Source organism: uncultured Aquimarina sp., from assembly GCF_947500065.1.
Classification (GTDB): domain Bacteria; phylum Bacteroidota; class Bacteroidia; order Flavobacteriales; family Flavobacteriaceae; genus Aquimarina.
This window is the reverse complement of sequence record NZ_CANMQT010000002.1, coordinates 342,526-361,099: the sequence shown is the minus strand read 5'-3', so window position 1 is coordinate 361,099 and position 18,574 is coordinate 342,526. Positions and strand designations below refer to the sequence as shown.

Genomic DNA, 18,574 nt, shown 5'->3' with positions numbered 1-18,574 from the left:
AAAAAAATAATCATGAAAAAATTAAATTTTAGAAACAGTTTACAGCCTGTTCTATGGATCTCTCTTCTATTGATGGGAGTATCCTGTACAGACTTGGAACCTTCGTTTGATGATTCTATCCCATCAGAAGATAGCTCAGGGAATTTTTCAGGAATTAATCCTGAAACTTTTTTAGAAGCTTCCTACAATGAAATAGAAAGTATGGGAGATCAGGCGAATACCTATGCACTTCTTGAAGTGTCTTCAGATGAGTTGGTTGTACTTACTCGAGGAGCAGACTGGGGGGATAATGGAATATGGAGAACCATGCATCAACACCAATGGAGTCCAAGTCATGGACATATTTTAAACGCTTGGAATAATAGAAATACAGCAGTTCTGAATTGCACCAAAATTATTGCACCAGAATCTGAGGCAACCTCTTCTCAATTAGCCCAAGCCAAAACATTACGAGCATTAAACATGTTTTATGTTATGGATTTCTTTGGGCAGGTTCCATTTAGAGAAGCTAATGATGGAATAGATGTGGATCCTAGAGTTTTTACAAGAGCGGAAGCTTTTGATTTTATTGTTCAGGATCTTACAGAAGCATTACCAGATTTAGCTGCGGGAAATCAAGCGGATATATATACAGTTAATCAAGCTTTTGCTAATTTCTTATTAGCAAAATTATATCTTAATAAAGAAGTATATACAGGAAGTGCTGATGCATCAGATTACACTAAAGTAATTGAGTTTTGTGACGCTGTCACTGCAGACGGATATACTTTGGATCCAGACTATTTTGGAATTTTCTTACCAGGTCATGCAAACCAAGAGATTATTTTGGCACTAGACACTTGGACAGGAAATAGAGTATTCAATATTTTACATTCTACCCAAGGAGGTTGGAATGGTTTCGCTACTCTAGCAGAAGTATACGATTCTTTTGAAAGTAGTGATATTCGAATTGGAGAGCCTAGTACGGCAGGTATAGGAACGGGAATGCTTATTGGTCAGCAATATGCTCCCGATGGAACTATGCTGAGAGATAGAGGAGGAAATCCTTTAGCATTTACAAAAGATTTCCCAACAGGAATCAGTGGTAATAACGAACGTACAGGTGTGAGACCTCATAAGTATACATCAAGGGATGCTGGTGCTGTTGCACCTGGTAATGGTACAGTGATTGCTAGATATGCCGATGTGGTTCTTATGAAGGCAGAAGCAATTATGAAGGGAGGTACTTCTGGAGAAACTGCCGAGAGTATTATAGATGGCTTAAGAACATTACGTGGAGCAACGGCTTCAGGAAGTTATACTATGGACGAATTATTGACTGAAAGACGTAGAGAGTTATATATTGAAGGTTGGAGACGAAATGATCAAATACGCTTTGGTACATTTAATAATACATGGGATATGAAAGACAATACAGAAGATTTTAGAGTATTGTTCCCAATACCAGCACCCGCTGTGGCGACTAACCCTAATTTAACGCAGAACCCTGGTTACTAAATCATTAAAATACTAAAATTTGTTAGAGTAGAGCCCTTCATTAATGAAGGGCTCTACTAATTAATATATTTTAACACAATTGCCATATTGATCAATTATATAAAAAATATTAGTATTTGTATACTCTTTGCAATCTTTTTGGGATCGTGTAAGAAAGAAAAGAAAACGTATTTTTTTGAACTATTACCAAACAAGGAAACCGGAATATCTTTTAAAAATCAATTAAAAGATTCTCCGGAACTTAACATACTTACATATCTCTACTATTATAATGGAGCAGGTGTTGGTGTGGGGGATTTTAATAATGATGGATGGGAAGATTTATATTTTGTGGCTAACCAAAATGAAAATCAACTGTACATCAATCAAAAGGATTTTCAATTCAAAGAGGTTACTTCTGATCTCCTTAAAGATACAGAAGGTTGGTCTACAGGTGTTACTGTAATCGATATTAATAACGATGGGTTACTAGATATCTATGTATGTAAAGTTGGAAATTATAAAGGAATAAAAGGGAAAAATAAACTATTTGTAAATCAAGGACTAGGGAAAAAAGGTGTCCCAATTTTTAAAGAAGAAGCATCTCAGTATAATCTTGACATATCTAGTTTTTCTACCCAGGCTAGTTTTTTTGATTATGATCTGGATGGAGATTTAGATATGTACCTTTTAAACCACTCGGTTCATCCAAATCGAACTTACGGAAGAGGTACTAAGCGAAAGCAAATAGATTCATTATCAGGTGATCGATTATATCGAAATGATGATAATAAGTATATAGATATTTCTAGAGAAGCAGAGATTTTTCAGGGAGCAATAGGATATGGTTTGGGGATATCTACGAGCGATGTTAATAATGATGGATACCCTGATATTTATATTGGGAATGATTTTTTTGAGAATGACTATTTATATATCAATGAACAGGATGGTACTTTCAAAGAAGTAATTACTTCTGATTTAAATAACATACAGCATACATCGCATTTTTCTATGGGTACGGATATTGCTGATATTAATAATGATGGATGGTCTGATATTTTATCACTGGATATGTTACCCGAAGATGTAACAACCTATAAGTCATCCGGAACCGAATATGGATTTACCATTTATAATCAATACCTAAAAAATGGATATCGACCGCAGTATATGCAAAATGCATTACAATTAAACCGAGGGAATGAAAACTTCAGTGAGATCGCTTTTTTTTCAGGAATTGCAGCAACAGAATGGAGTTGGACACCATTAATAGCGGATTATGATAATGATGGTTTTAAAGATGTTTTTATTTCTAATGGAATAAAAGGAGCGACCAATGATATGGATTTTATAAGCTTTATTGCGAATGATAATATTCAGAAGCGTATCAATGAAGGAATGACTAAAGAAGACTTGGTATTGATTGATGAATTACCTGATAAAAAAACTACAAATTATTTCTATCGTAATAAAGGTGATTTGACTTTTGAGGATGTTTCTAATACTTGGTCAGAGGATTCACCATCTTATAGTAATGGTGCAGTTTATGCCGATTTAGATAACGATGGAGATTTAGATATTGTAACCAATAATATTAACGAGCATGCTTTTGTGTATCAAAATAAGACAGATACATTAGATCATAATAATTATATAGAAATAAAACTAAAAGGAACTGCTCAAAATCTTAACGCTATTGGAGCTAAAGCAACAATTTATACGGATAAAGGTTTACAATCTTCAGAAGTGTATACAACCAGAGGATACTTATCTTCCGTTTCTCCCAGATTACATTTTGGATTAGGGAATAGCACTAGTTTAGATTCGATTAATATTCAATGGCCGGATGGAAATACTTCTATGTATAGAAATATAAAAGCAAATACTTCTATTACCTTAAATAAGGAAGATAGTTACGCTACTACAGTTACTGCTAGAAAACCTTCGTTCATTTTTGAGAATGATTCTCAATCTATAAAATTTAAACATCAAGATTATGAAACTAAAGATTTCAGTGTAGAACCATTAGCACCCTATGCCGTTTCTAATGAAGGACCTCATATATCGGTTAAGGATATAAATAAGGATGGATTAGAGGATGTTTTTGTTTCAGGAGGAAGATTTAGAACAGGAATGATGTATTTGCAAGAAAAATCAGGAAAATTCAATAAAATTGAACAGCCAAGTCTAGCGTTGGATAAGAAATATGAAGATGTTGGTCAATGTTTTTTTGATGCAGATGCAGATGGTGATTTAGATCTGATTACAATTTATGGAGGTAATGAAAAATATTCTGGATATGAGACAAGTCCAACGCTTTTCATTAATAATGATGGTGAATTTAAAGCAAGTCTAAGTGCTTTTCCTGATATTAAAATGAACGCTTCTGCTGTGATATCCTCGGATATTGATCAAGATGGTGATGAAGATGTTTTTATTGGTAGTAATAGTGTTTCGGGATCTTATGGCAAATCACCTAAAAATTATCTTTTTGTAAATAATGGAAAAGGAGGCTTTAAAGAAGTTACTATAAATAATGCACAGGATTTATATACTATCGGACAAGTGCATGATGCGGTATTTATGGATCTTAATAATGACAACCATCAGGACTTGATATTGGCAGGTCATTATATGCCAATAACAATACTTATGAATGATGGGAAAGGCAATTTTAAAAAAATATTAGTACCTTCTTTAGAAAACACAAATGGATGGTGGAACTGTATCAAAATTAGTGATATGGATAAAGATGGAGATCTAGATATTATCGCTGGTAATTGGGGTCTTAATAGTCGTCTTAAAGCTTCAGAAAAAGAACCAATTCAGTTATATCTTAATGATTTTGATGATAATGGTAAAGTGGATCCAATTGTAACATATTTTTATCAAGGAAGAGAAATACCTATTGCAACCAAAGATGAATTAACAAAACAAATACCACAACTCAATAAAAAGTTTTTATCATACAAAGCTTTTGCTGAAGCCAATTTCAAAGATTATTTCTCGAAAGAAAAGGTAGATCAAGCAGAAAAAAAACAAGTCTTTACTCTGAAGACTACATATTTTGAAAACAAAGGAAATTTAGATTTTGTAGCACACGATCTGCCTTGGGAAACTCAAATTTCTTCGGTTCACGATATATTAATTCATGATATAAATGATGATCAATATCCAGATGTAATTCTTGGAGGTAATACTTATGAGATCAGCACCCAATTAAGTAGATTAGATGGATCATACGGAACAGTACTTTTAAATAATAAAAATGGAAGTTTTGTGAATTATAAAGATACTGGTTTGAAGATCAATGGAGCTGTAAGATCTATTAAAACGATCAAGATAAGGGAAGATGAATATTTTCTATTTGGGATTAATAACGATAGTCTTCAGATGATTAAAAAAATAAATACGGAACATGAATAAATTTTTATATAGTATTCTTGTACTGCTAGTGCTTTTTTCTTGCACAGAAGAGAAGGTTCAGGAAAAGCTCGCGCAGCAGGAGAATACTCTGTTTACGAAACTAACACCAGATAAGACAAACATTGATTTTATCAATCAGGTTGATAATGAAAAAGACTTCAATATTTTTACTTATAGAAATTTCTATAATGGAGGAGGAGTAGCAATTGGTGATATAAACAATGATGGTTTGCCAGATGTTTATTTGACTGCTAATAAAAAAGAAAATAAGCTATACCTTAACAAAGGAGATTTTACTTTTGAGGATATTTCTAAATCTTCTAACACAACAGGGAAGAATTCCTGGTCTACAGGAGTGGTGATGGTAGATATAAATGCAGATGGATTACTGGATATTTATGTTTGTAATGCAGGTAATGTAGAAGGAGATGATCAAAAGAATGAACTCTTTATAAATAATGGTCCTTCTGCAAGCTCAGGAACCATAACCTTTACGGAAAAAGCGGCAGAATATAATCTTGCGGATAGTGGGTTTACAACACACGCCGCTTTTTTTGATTATGACAAAGATGGGGATCTGGATGTGTACATTCTTAATAATAGTTTTATACCAGTTAGTAGTTTAGGGTACGTAAACAAGCGTAATCTTAGGGCAGAAGATTGGAATATTCCTGAGATTTTAAAAGGAGGAGGAGATAAGTTACTTAGAAACGATGACGGAGTATTTACCGATGTTAGTGAAACTGCAGGAATTTTCGGAAGCCTTATTGGTTTTGGATTAGGAGTCACTATTGGAGATGTCAATAAAGATTTACTTCCAGATATATATGTGTCTAATGATTTTTACGAAAGAGATTACCTATACATAAATCAGGGCGATGGAACATTTAAGGAAGAAATTAAGGATTGGGTAAAGCATCTTAGTATTTCTTCAATGGGAGCAGATATGGCGGATATCAACAATGATGGATATCCGGAGATATTTGTAACTGATATGTTGCCTGAAGATGATCAACGATTAAAAGAAACTAGTTCTTTCGAAAACTATGACGTATATAAATTAAAGAAAAGTAGAGATTTTTATAATCAGTATATGCAAAATTCGCTTCAACTTAATAATGGAGATAATACGTTTTCGGAAATTGCTTTTTATAGCGGTGTAGCAAAAACAGATTGGAGTTGGGGAGCATTATTATTTGATATGGATAATGATGGTTATCGCGATATCTATGTAAGTAATGGAATCTATCATGATCTTACAGATCAGGATTTCATGAATTTTTTCGCTAATGATATTATTCAGAAGATGACATTGACCGGAAAAAAAGAAGAAGTAGATTCGATTATTAATAAAATGCCATCTACGCCAATTCCTAATTATGCTTTTAAAAACAATGGAGACCTTACTTTTTCTGATCTAACCGAGGATTGGGGGTTTGATGAACCAACTTTTTCTAACGGATCTGCATACGCTGACCTGGATAATGATGGTGATTTAGATTTGGTCGTTAATAATTTTAATATGCCAGTTGCTATTTATGAAAATAATAGTGAAGAAAAAGGAAATAATTATTTAAAGGTTAAAATCGAAGGAGCTGGTAAAAATACCTTTGGGATTGGTAGTGTCGTAGAGCTATATGCTAATAACGAAATTATAAGGCAAGAATTAATACCAACAAGAGGTTTTCAATCTTCTGTAGAATATATAATGACCATTGGATTAGGGAAAACAAAGAAAGTAGATTCATTACAGGTGATCTATCCTAACGGAAAGACAGAAGTAATTAAAGATGTTGCCCTCAATACGGTAGTTCAATTAACTCAGGAAAATGCAACAAAAAATTATATACAGCCAGAAAAGAAGCAAGATACTTTTTTTGAAGCAATGAGTACTACTTTAGAATCCCATAAAGAAGACCCTTATGTTGATTTTGATTATGAAGGGTTGATTTACAAAATGCAATCTAGAGAAGGTCCTGCTATTGCAATTGCAGATGTCAATGGAGATGGTAATGATGATGTTTTTATTGGAGGTGCATATAACCAACCAGGTAAGTTATACTATCAGAATGAAAGAGGTCGATTAACATTATCTAAATTCGAAACTGAAACATTTTTTGAAGATACTGTCGCTATTTTTGAAGATATTGATGGAGATAACGATGTGGATTTGGTAATAGGTTCGGGAGGAAATTTTAGAGGAGCAAGAACAGGTGTTAGAAGTTATATAAACGATGGAAGAGGATACTTTTCCCGAGGACAAATTATACTACCTACCCTTACTAATATCTCTACATTAGCCCCATATGATTACGATCAGGACGGAGATATTGATTTATTTGTAGGAAGTCATAGTGTTGTAGGAACATATGGAGTTTCTCCACAGAGTTATTTTTTAGAGAACGATGGTAAAGGGAATTTTAAAGATGTAACTGCAAATAAAGCTACTAAAGCTCAGTCTATTGGGATGATAACTGATGCTAGCTGGCAGGATATGAATGGAGATGGTAAAAAAGACTTAATTATTGTAGGTGAATGGATGTCTCCAAAAGTGTTCTTAAACGATGGCAATACTTTAGATCTTATCAAAACAAATTTAGATGAGGTTTCCGGCTGGTTTAATACAGTAGAAGCAACTGATTTAGATAAAGATGGAGATATAGATTTAGTTTTGGGAAATAGAGGGTTAAATTCTATTTATGAATGTGGTAAAGAAACGCCATCCAAGATGTATATCAATGATTTTGATAATAATGGGACCGTCGAACAAATTGTTACTCAAACGATCAATGGTAAAGACATTCCAATACATTTAAAGAAAGAGATTACAGCTCAAATTAATGTTTTGAAGAAGCAAAATCTCAAGTTTTCTGAGTATGCGACCAAGTCTATCGATGAGTTGTTTTCTAAAGAAGTTTTAGCAAATACAACTATTAAAACCGTAAATAACTTTGCCAATTTAGTAGCTTATAACAATGGTGATAATACTTTTGAAATAAAAGAGCTTCCAAGAGAAACACAATTATCTTGTATCTGTGATATCGAAACGGAAGATTTGAATAAAGATGGTCACTTAGATCTTATTGTCGCTGGTAATAATTATAATTTTAAACCACAGTTTTCCAGATTAGATGCCAGTCGAGGAAATGTTTTATTAGGAGATGGGAAAGGCAATTTTAAAGATCAAAAATCATCAGGGTTTTTGGTAGAGGATGAAGTGAGAAACATGCGTTGGATGAAGAATAAATCAGGAGAAAAATATTTACTGGTAGTCATTAATAATGAAATACCTAAAATATTTAAAATGAATAACAAATAGTCAAAATCGTAGATTTTATACGGATGATCAAAAATATAATCATAGTAACTTTTGGGCTTTTATTTTTATCTGGGTGTACAAAACAAAACATACACCAAGGAGAATTATTTGATAAGGTTGCATCAGAGATTACAAATGTTTCTTTCCAAAATATATTGGTTCCTACTGAAGAATTAAATATTCTTGATTATCTGTATTACTATAATGGTGCTGGTGTAGCCGTTGGAGATATCAATAAGGATGATTTGGTTGATGTATTCTTTACTTCTAATCAAGGAGAGAATAAACTCTATCTCAATAAAGGAAATTTTCAGTTCGAAGATATAACGGATAAAGCAGGAGTAGCAGGAAGTTCGGATTGGAATACAGGAACAGTAATGGCAGATGTTAATGGAGACGGATATTTGGATATCTACGTTTGTGCTGTAGTTGGTCTGCAAGGATTAAAAGGGAAAAATGAGTTATTCATAAATAATGGGGACAATACATTTACCGAAAAGGCTTCTGCATATAAGTTAGACTTTAAGAACTATACCACATCAGCTGCTTTTTTTGATTATGATAATGATGGAGATTTAGATATGTATTTATTGAATCATGCAATACATACTCAGAATTCTTTTGGAAGAGCTTCATTAAGAAATAAAAGAAGTCCTGAAAGTGGTGATAAATTACTTCGCAATGATGGAGAAGTTTTTACAGATGTGAGTATAGCAGCAGGAGTTTTTGGTGGAGGAAATGGATACGGTTTAGGAATTGCAACTGCGGATTTTAATAATGATGGATATACAGATATTTACGTAAGTAATGATTTTCATGAAGATGATTATTATTATATCAATAATGGCGACGGAACCTTTACTGAATCATTAAAACAAAATTTTGGTCATACCAGCCGTTTCTCTATGGGTAATGATGTAACTGATATCAATCACGATGGCTATGCGGATATTCTCACGTTGGATATGACTCCAGAGGATGAGACTATTCTAAAGGCTTCTGCAGGAGATGAAACAGTAGATATGCTACAAATGCGCATCAATCGATTAGGATATCATTATCAGTATGCCCGCAATATGCTTCAGATTAATAAGGGAGATCATTTTACCGAAACAGCTTTGCTAAGTGGTGTAGCTGCTACAGATTGGAGTTGGTCTGCATTGTTTGCAGATTATAATCAAGATGGAGAACAAGATGTATTTATATCTAATGGAATTCCAAAACGCCCTAACGATCTTGATTATATTAAATATATTTCTAATGAAAAAATCCAGGAAAAACTAAATAGTTCAAAGTTAGTCGATAACGAAGCGTTAAATATAATGCCTTCCGGAGAAGTACAGAATTGCATATTTAAAGGAGATAAAGAGATTAATTTTATTGATAAATCTTCAAGCTGGCTTCCATTAGAAAATACAGCTTCTACAGGAAGTGCTTATGCGGATTTTGATAATGATGGAGATCTGGATATAGTAACCAATAATATAAATGCCCCAGCCTCTTTTTATCAAAATAAAACAAATGAAAAAAATAACTTTTTAAAGCTAAAATTTGATTTTAAAGACAAAAACAAACTGGGGATAGGAACCAAAGTAATCTCTTATCATCAAGGAATTGCTCAGTACAAACAGTTATTTACTTCGAAGGGGTTTCAGTCTTCTTCAGAACCGATGATTCATTTTGGATACGATAGCATCACAACTATAGATTCACTAAAAATTATATGGCCGGATAATACCATTCAGGTAGCAGAAAATATAACAACAAATCAAAGTTTGACGATTAAATTATTACATAAAAGGAATGCGGTTGATTATGAAAAATTGTTTCCTAAAAGTAAGAGTTGGTTTAAAAAGGTAGATGCTATTCCTGGGCTAGAATATGTTCATAAAGAGAATAATTATACAGATTTTAATCGACAAAAATTAATTCCGTATAAAATTTCAGATCGAGGACCAGCTACTGCGATTGGAGATCTAAATGGTGATGGAAAAGATGATGTTTTCTTCGGAAGTTCTAAACTTGAAACCTCTAAAATTTACATCCAAACTGATACAGGTTTTGAAGAGCAACCATCTGAAATGCTTACTAGTGATAAGAAGAAAGAAGATGCAGTAGCTGTTATAGAAGATTTTGATAATGATACTAAAAATGATCTTTTGATAGCATCTTCCGGAGGTGAGTTTTTTGGTGAATCAAAAGAATTAGTAGATAGGTTATTTATGAATTCGGATACTGGTTTGTCAAAAAGTAATTTTCCAGCTTTATATGAACATGAATCGGTAATCAAACCCTTTGATATAGATGCAGATGGAGACCTTGATCTTTTTGTAGGTGGTTATGCCGTTTCTAATGATTTTGGTAAAACCCCAAATTCATATATTCTGATAAATGATACTGGAAATTTCGCAATAAAAGAAAATTCAGACTTACGGCAAGTAGGAATGGTTACAGATGCTATTTGGACTGATTTTGATAATGATGAGATAAAAGATTTAATTGTTATCGGAGAATGGATGTCACCTCATTTTTTTAAAAATAAAAATGGAGACCTGATAGACGTAACTGATAAATTTTCAAAAGAAAAACTAAAAGGCCTTTGGCAATCTATAGTCGATTTTGATGTTGATAATGATGGCGATGTTGACTATTTAATTGGCAATTTTGGATTGAATTCTAAATTAACGGCTTCATCGGATTACCCGTTAAGATTGTATTATTCGGATTTTGACAATAATAAAACAACTGAAACAGTTTTAGCATTACCTAAAAAAGGGAAATATTATACAGCATTAGGGTTAGATGAACTGTCAGGTCAGTTAAATTATCTAAAGAAAAAATTTACAACCTATAATAATTTTGCAGGAAAAACTATAGAGGAAGTTTTTGGAGAAAAGGAACTACAAGAAGCAACGTTATTAGAAGTACATCAATTAGCTTCTGGATACCTGAAAAATGAAAATGGAACCTTTTCGTTTGTTCCATTTGAAAATTCGTTACAAGTAGCTCCGATCATGGCTATGTTAAAACACGATTTTAATAAAGATGGAAAAGAAGAAGTGTTTATGGCGGGTAACTATTTTGGAGTGATTCCCTATCATGGTAGGTTTGATGGATTTGCAGGAGCAATATTAGAAAGAGATACTGCTATAATTGAAAGCAAAGAATTAGGTGTTAACTTGAACCAGAAATCGGTTAGAGGATTAAATATTATTAATTTTGTAAATAAGGATTATTTACTAATCACATTAAACAATGGAAAAGCGGAAATTTATGAAATACTTTAATAAATTAAGCGGAATGCCCCTTTTAGTTAAGAGCAAGAATGTGTTTTTACTCGCTTCATTAGCACTACTTTTAAATGCTTGTCAAAAAGAAGTAAAAGTTATTGAAATTACTTCTGATGATTATCACAATGCTGTAGATAAAATTACAGAAGTAATGGTGCATGATATTTTTTCTCCGCCAGTTGCGAGTCGAATATATAACTATGCTAATATTGCTGCTTATGAGGTGATTAGGCAAGAAGGTGAAGGTTATGCAACGTTGTCAAACCAATTACATAGTTTAAGAGCTGTTCCTTCTGTTGATACTACCAAAAATATAAACTATAAACTTTCCGCTTTGGTAGCCTATTTAGAAGTAGGTAAATCATTGCTTTTTTCTGAAGATCGTGTAGAAATATATCGTGATAGCCTTTATAATTCCTGGAAATTACAGGATGAGAACACGTTTAACGATTCTAAAACTTATGGATTAGAGGTAGCCGAACATGTAAAAAAATGGTATGCTACTGATAATTATGCGCAGACCAGAACAATGCCTAAGTTTTCAGTAAATACAGAGGATCCTTCTAGATGGCAACCAACTCCACCGGATTATATGGATGGAATTGAACCTCATTGGAAAGAAATAAGACCATCGATTATAAATTCCTCATCACAGTTTAAACCAGCTAGATACCCTGATTTCTCATTAGAAAAAGATACTCCATTCTACAAAGAATTGATGGAGACTTATGAAGTGGGTCAAAAAATTAAGGAAGAAGGAGAAGATTCAGAAAAATTAGAAATAGCACAATTTTGGGATTGTAATCCCTATGTTTCTACGCATAAAGGTCATTTAATGTTTGCAACTAAAAAAAATACACCAGGTGCACATTGGATTGGGATTTGTAAAATTGCTTGTAAAAAAACCAATGCAGATTTTGCAAAAACTATTTTTGCTTATACAAAAACCTCTATTGCGATTGCCGATGCGTTTATAAGCTGCTGGGATGAGAAATACAGAAGTAACCTTATTCGACCAGAAACATTAATTAATCAACATATTGACGAGAATTGGACTCCGGTTTTGCAAACACCTCCTTTTCCCGAATACACTAGTGGTCACTCTGTAGTTTCTGGAGCAGCTTCTACAGTGCTGACAGATATTTTTGGCGATGATTTTGCTTTTGATGATGACACAGAATTACAATACGGGTTACCGGTTCGTTCTTTTACATCTTTTAATAAGGCCGCTGATGAAGCTGCTATTAGTAGATTGTATGGAGGGATTCATTATAGAGCAGCAATCGATTTAGGGTTAGATCAGGGTCGAGAACTAGGCAGATTTGTAGTTCAGAAATTAAAAATGAATACTTCAAAATCTGAAGTAGCGACTAATTAATACTATGAAAAAAGCTGGAATTATAATGCTCACTATATTCTTAGGAGTAGCTGTTTGGTATTTGTTTGTTAAACAGTATGATTATCAAGTGAGTTTTAAAGCAAGTACGGCATCTGGAAGTTTATACTATGAGGTCTTAGCATTAAAATCCTGGGGAGTTAATAAAGAAAATCAAAACATAACGTTACTGGATACGGTTTTATTTAGAAACGTAAAACAGAGGGTAGCTCAACAGAATTCTTCATTCATCTTGGATTGGAATTTTAAAAGTATTTCGGATACAATTACTAAGGTTACTGTGGGTATTGTTTCAGAACAGAAATCAATAAGAAATAGATTACAAGTTCTTACAGGTTCTTCGGATTTTGTTGATTTGTATAAAAATCAAATGATTAAATTTAATAATAAGCTTATTGATTATACGAATAGCTTTAAGGTTCATATCAATGGAGAAAGTGTAATTCCCGAAGTAAAGTATGTAAGTGCTTTTATGAAGGCTAAAAGATCAGAAAAAGCTAGTAAAATGATTATGGCTAATAGTGACCTCTATTTAGATATTCCTAAGAATAATATAAAACAGCAAGGACATCCTGTAATTAAAGTGAAATATTGGGATGTTAAATCAGATTCTATTCAGTTTGATTTTGGATTTCCAGTAAAAAATAAAGACTCTGTTAAAACACATTCAATCTTTAAATATAATGAACAAGTTTCTCAAAAAGCCTTAAAAGCTACTTATTATGGTAATTATAAAAACAGTGACCAAGCTTGGTTCGCATTAATCGAATATGCTAAAAGAAACTCGATTGAAGTCGAGAAAAAACCATTTGAGATTTTTTATAATAACCCTATGCAAGGTGGTGATGAGTTACAATGGAAAGCAGAAATTTTTCTGCCCATAAAATAAGAGCGTTATATTTCAAGTATACATTAGAATGTGCCTACTACACCTAATTGACCCGCTCCTAATTTTAAATCCCATTTAACCTTGAACTTTTTACTGTCATAAACATATCTTTCCTTCTTGTTAAGATAGTTGTCTATTCCATCTACAATAACCACACTAAGAGCTACACCCAGAACTACATCCGTTAACCAGTGAGCTCCACTCCATAATCGAGATATTGGAGAGATTAACCCTACTGCATAAAGCCCTCCTTTTATATAGGGATTATCAAATTGCTTCGCTATAGCATAAGCAGTAGTAAAGGACAAAATAGCATGTCCGGAAGGAAATGAATGATATTCAGCTTCGCTAGAATTAAAACGAAAACTTAAATTGTCTTCTCCTGAGGTAGGTCTTGCGCGACCAGCCAATGTTTTACTGAATGTTTGGATAATTCCTCCAGCGGTGGCTGAAGCAATAAGTAACACTCCTGTCTTTCTTATTTTTTCATCTTTAGTAATTAAACCTAAGGCATAAATACCCGTGGTCAATCCGTAGTTAAAAAGAGGTTTTCCAAAACGAAAACCACTTTCTTTAATTATTTGAGGAACACCTTCGCTTTGCTTAGTGAAATAATCATTAGCAGGTTCATCAGCGGCTAGCAAAATTACACTTCCGGCAATAATTCCTCCAAATGTTGCCCAATCATCACCTTTCCATCTAAATGGCTGTGTATACGCATTTTTTATACCTCCAAAAGCAGAAACACCATCATACTTTAGCATTTGCCATCTGGTCATTTCATGTTGTGATTTTTCCGTTTTTTCTTCAGGAATTGATTCTGATTGTGTTTCTTCTAGTTGTTTTTCAGGTTGTTCTTTTGATTTTTCTTGAGAATAAACTGGAACTAGAAATAGAAATGATAATAGGAAAGCAGGTAGGAGATTAAAAATTTTCATAGACACAATTTGGAAAGCAAAAATAATAACTTATTCGTAAACAAAAGTTAAATATATCGAATAGTGATGATACTGTTTCTTTTTAGTAATTTAGAAAGCAATAGTTAATCTCAAAATAGGTATATGATTAGATTTTTTGTGATTGTTTTTTTAATTACTCTGAATAGCAGTGGACAAATATTGCCGGAAAGTATTACACATAAATTTTACCCAAAACAATTTGATTCCCTTACCAGAACTCTTTCGTACAATGAGTTTTTTGTTTATAATTCAGAAGATATAATATCTATCTCATATGTAAGTAATGAATACGAAGATGGTAGTATCCGTTCTACGTATGAATCTTTTAAAAATAAGGAATATAAAATAGTAGCATCAACCTGGAATGAGTTAGATCCTAGTAACATATATAATGATGGAACCTGTAATTGCACACATACCGTTGATACGATATATTTTAAAGAAAGAAATACAAAAAAAATATCGGTTGATACGCTCCTAATGAAGAAAGGGAAGTATCAGGTAACAAAAGAAATCGCTAATAAAATAAATAAAGAAAAATTCATTTATGATAGGCGAAACCGTTTGCAGACTTATTATTTTGGAAATTCGGTTACAAATTTTAGACATAAAAAGAATTATGCAGAATATAAATATTATAGAGCAGATACACTAGATACTGGCATTGAACAGTATGAAAAAGAGGGATATGTAAATTATGAATATGTTGTTATCCCTACTGATCCTACATATTACGAACACGTAATTTATAATACATCAAATCAGATCATAAAAACATACACTTTGGATAATTTTTTTGAAGGAGCGTTGAATATAAGAACCTCAGAATTTAGCTATAATGAAAAGGGGTTGCCGAGTAAAGAGCGAAGTATTACTTGCGAAATTAACGGAGTTGTTGAGATATTTAATAGTAAAAAAAGTTATTTAGAAGTGTTATTAGAAGATGTAGCAAAAATAGATCAGGCATTAGATTTGTCTGAAAGTAGACAAATCAGTGAAAAGAGCTACTTATATGATAAAAACAAACTCATAAAGGTACTTGAGAATGAGGCTACTTATTATAACAAAATGGGGTTGCTCATTAAAGAAGCTTTAGAAGAAGGTGAATATGATGGTGTAGCTCATATAGGTATTGAATATAAAGATAACAAGAAAGTGATTAAACATTTTTATAATAACAAATTATCAGAAATGCAGGAGTTTAGTTATGATGAACATGGTAATTTTGTTGAAATCCTTCAGTATAATTATGTTAATGATAAGAAAAGTCTAGTTAAGGATGTGAAAAGGGAGATTACCTATAAAAAAACAACGGTATCAGAATAGTACTATTCTTCAGGGATTAAATAGTATTTCTTATTTCTATAAATTAGAGATATAATAATTATGGTTAGTAGAAAAAGATCAAAAGAAATTAGTTTAAGAGGCTAATAAAAACTGGAAAACAAAGTAAGGCGCATAATTAATTAGTGATAATTTAATATTTTTAAAGCAATGAAATTCATAACCAAAAGAATACACACCTTTTAGATTGTTCCGTTGCAATAGTTTTTATAATAGTACTCTTTTTAATCGGAATAGGCAGTTCTAATCAGCTTTCACTATAGCTTTTCAATGTTGCATTTATTCTAACACTATTAACGGGTTATCTTCCAGGAGTATTTCGTGTAGTTTATTACAAAGTAATTTTAATTGTTGATTTTTTTTAGTTTATAGTTATGATTTTTTTTATCTATGATTAATAATGTATCGTATAATTTTACACAAAAACTTCCAGAAACTCAGCACTATTAGATGTTATCTCAATCTGATTAGCAGTTGCAGGAATTAATATTGTTTGTCCTTCCTGAATCATTTCTGAATTGGAGTCTACTGTTATCTCTGCGGTTCCTTTTGTGCACATATACACTATAAAAGAATCAATAGTATTAGATACTCTTACTAAGCTATTTTTTACTTTTAGAAAATTGGTTGTGAAGTAATTACAATCTATAATGGTTGATGACTGATTGTATCTTCTTTCGTATAAAGTTTTGTAATCATTATTGTTATTATAATCAATTACATCCAAAGCTAAGTCAGTATGTAATTCCCTGCCGTTTCCGTTACTATCTTTTCTATCCCAATCATACACTCTATATGTAATATCTGATGTTTGCTGTATTTCAGCCAATAATACTCCAGAACCTATCGCATGAATTTTTCCTGCATTGATAAAAAAAGAATCTCCTTCGATTACTTTTTGGTGATGTAAAATATCTTTTAATTCATTTTCTTTTAAATGATATTTGTATTTTTCTTGAGACATCTCTTGATTAAAACCAACGATCACATTAGCATCTTTATCAGCTTGCATTACATACCACATTTCTGTTTTTCCAAAAGAATCGTGTCTTTTTTTAGCAATTTGATCACCTGGATGTACCTGTATAGAAAGATCTTCTTTAGCATCAATGAACTTTATCAAAATCGGGAAGTTGTTTCCAAAAGCTTTATAATTTTGTTTTCCCATAAAATCTGATGTATACTGACCAATTAATTCTTTTAAATTGAGCCCTTTTAATGCTCCATTAGCAACTACAGAAACTGAATTGTCTACATCCGAGATTTCCCAGCTTTCTCCAACATTATTAAGTGTTGTGTTTTTATGAAGTACATTTTTAAGTTTATTGCCACCCCATATTTTTTCTTTTAAGATAGGCTCGAATTTGATTGGATAATTGATCATGATAATAAGTTTTAGGAGATTATGAATTATGCTGCTAAAGATGTCATAGGAAGTCCAAATATTTCTACAGCAGGCTCAGAAACTTCATTTGTATTAGAATAACTTAAATTCTGTAGGACATTATAATTAAACCATATTGATAATAATCTGTATGGAATTTCTAAAGAATCTTTTAGGCCTAATTTAGAATCATCCATATGTACCCATCTTTGTAAGGGTTGTTCATAGATTTTATTTAATATAATTACTTTACCAAAATGTTTTTTCATTCTTAAAAACATCTCTACATCAAATAACCATCTGCTAAAAAAGTTTCTTTTAAAAAGTACTGGAATAATATCAGCTCTAAATACTTTGGCACCACATTGTGTATCCTCTATCGGTAGTCTAAGAATAAAAAATACCAACATTTTTATGATCTTTGAGAAACATGCTCTTAAGGTATCTTTTTCGATTCCTTCAGAAGCGTCTTTAGCTCTGGACCCAAATACCATACTTAATTTTTTGTTGGTTTTTAGTGTTTTTAAAAGACCATCAAAATCTTCAAAATCAGTAGATAGATCAGCATCTATAAATCCAACAAAGCTCATATCTCCTCTACTATGAAGATATCTTGCACCTGCTCTAACAGCAGTAGCTTTACCTGAATTCTTTTTGATATCAATAACACTTACCTTTAAAGGGTTTTCGGATTGTATGTCTTTTAATACAGCGATAGTATCATCTTTACTACCATCATTTACAAAACATAAATGAAAGTTGTTTTCTTTTTGAATGAAGTTTATAAAAGCAGCTACATTTAATCTTTTTTCTTCGTTGTAACAAGGTATAATAATTCCGGTTTTCATAATAGGTTATTTTGGGATTACACCTCTAAATTACTTGGAGTTGTCGCTCGAAAAGTGAGCATTTCGCTCATTGGAAGATTGCTGTCGGTGAATGGTTTTTATCGAAAGACGTACCATTCGTCTAAACCAAAAGCTTTGTTGTATATTGGAGTATAATTCCCTTTATAGATTTTATTGGGAGTTATTTGAACCATTATTCTCATTCACCTACGGATAATTATAATGAGTATTATCAAACAA

10 protein-coding genes are annotated in these 18,574 nt (G+C 32.2%); 7 read left to right on the top strand and 3 right to left on the bottom strand.

Annotated features, from left to right (window positions below; all coding sequences use genetic code 11):
- Positions 1–12 precede the first annotated feature (12 nt).
- The 6 genes from Q0975_RS07005 (at position 13) to Q0975_RS06980 (ending at position 13,799) form a co-directional block, all read left to right on the top strand.
- Positions 13–1,497 carry a RagB/SusD family nutrient uptake outer membrane protein gene (locus Q0975_RS07005; protein WP_299434750.1) on the top strand — a complete coding sequence of 495 codons (1,485 nt, stop codon included), beginning with the start codon at positions 13–15 and terminating at the stop codon, positions 1,495–1,497.
- An 87-nt stretch (positions 1,498–1,584) separates the two neighbouring features.
- Entirely contained in the window at positions 1,585–4,905 is a 3,321-nt protein-coding gene (locus Q0975_RS07000) for a VCBS repeat-containing protein (RefSeq protein WP_299434748.1), read from the top strand.
- Positions 4,898–8,224: a VCBS repeat-containing protein gene (locus Q0975_RS06995; RefSeq protein WP_299434747.1), complete on the top strand. Its 3,327-nt coding sequence runs from the start codon at positions 4,898–4,900 to the stop codon at positions 8,222–8,224. The genes Q0975_RS07000 and Q0975_RS06995 overlap by 8 nt, the downstream gene beginning before the upstream one ends.
- A gap of 23 nt (positions 8,225–8,247) precedes the next feature.
- Positions 8,248–11,511: a VCBS repeat-containing protein gene (locus tag Q0975_RS06990; RefSeq protein ID WP_299434745.1), complete on the top strand. Its 3,264-nt coding sequence runs from the start codon at positions 8,248–8,250 to the stop codon at positions 11,509–11,511.
- Positions 11,498–12,892 (top strand): vanadium-dependent haloperoxidase, encoded by a 1,395-nt coding sequence (locus Q0975_RS06985; protein ID WP_299434743.1) that lies wholly within the window; start codon positions 11,498–11,500, stop codon positions 12,890–12,892. Before Q0975_RS06990 ends, Q0975_RS06985 begins: the two co-directional genes overlap by 14 nt.
- Before the next feature lie 4 nt (positions 12,893–12,896).
- Positions 12,897–13,799 carry a GyrI-like domain-containing protein gene (locus Q0975_RS06980; protein ID WP_299434741.1) on the top strand — a complete coding sequence of 301 codons (903 nt, stop codon included), beginning with the start codon at positions 12,897–12,899 and terminating at the stop codon, positions 13,797–13,799.
- A 23-nt stretch (positions 13,800–13,822) separates the two neighbouring features.
- Here the strand turns inward: Q0975_RS06980 and Q0975_RS06975 are convergent, their stop codons facing one another.
- Entirely contained in the window at positions 13,823–14,737 is a 915-nt protein-coding gene (locus Q0975_RS06975; RefSeq protein ID WP_299434739.1) for a phosphatase PAP2 family protein, read from the bottom strand.
- Positions 14,738–14,860: 123 nt separating this feature from the next.
- On the opposite strand from Q0975_RS06975, the gene Q0975_RS06970 reads away from it, so the two are divergent.
- Positions 14,861–16,084, top strand: coding sequence for a hypothetical protein (locus Q0975_RS06970; protein ID WP_299434737.1), 1,224 nt, complete (start codon positions 14,861–14,863; stop codon positions 16,082–16,084).
- Between the two features lie 433 nt (positions 16,085–16,517).
- Here Q0975_RS06970 and Q0975_RS06965 read toward each other — a convergent pair whose 3' ends face one another.
- The gene (locus tag Q0975_RS06965) at positions 16,518–17,486 is read right to left on the bottom strand and encodes a type I phosphomannose isomerase catalytic subunit (protein ID WP_299434735.1); all 969 of its coding nucleotides are present in this window, start codon (positions 17,484–17,486) and stop codon (positions 16,518–16,520) included.
- A 26-nt stretch (positions 17,487–17,512) separates the two neighbouring features.
- On the bottom strand, positions 17,513–18,334 hold the full coding sequence (locus Q0975_RS06960; RefSeq protein ID WP_299434733.1) for a dolichyl-phosphate beta-glucosyltransferase: 822 nt from the start codon (positions 18,332–18,334) through the stop codon (positions 17,513–17,515).
- Between the last annotated feature and the right edge of the window lie 240 nt (positions 18,335–18,574).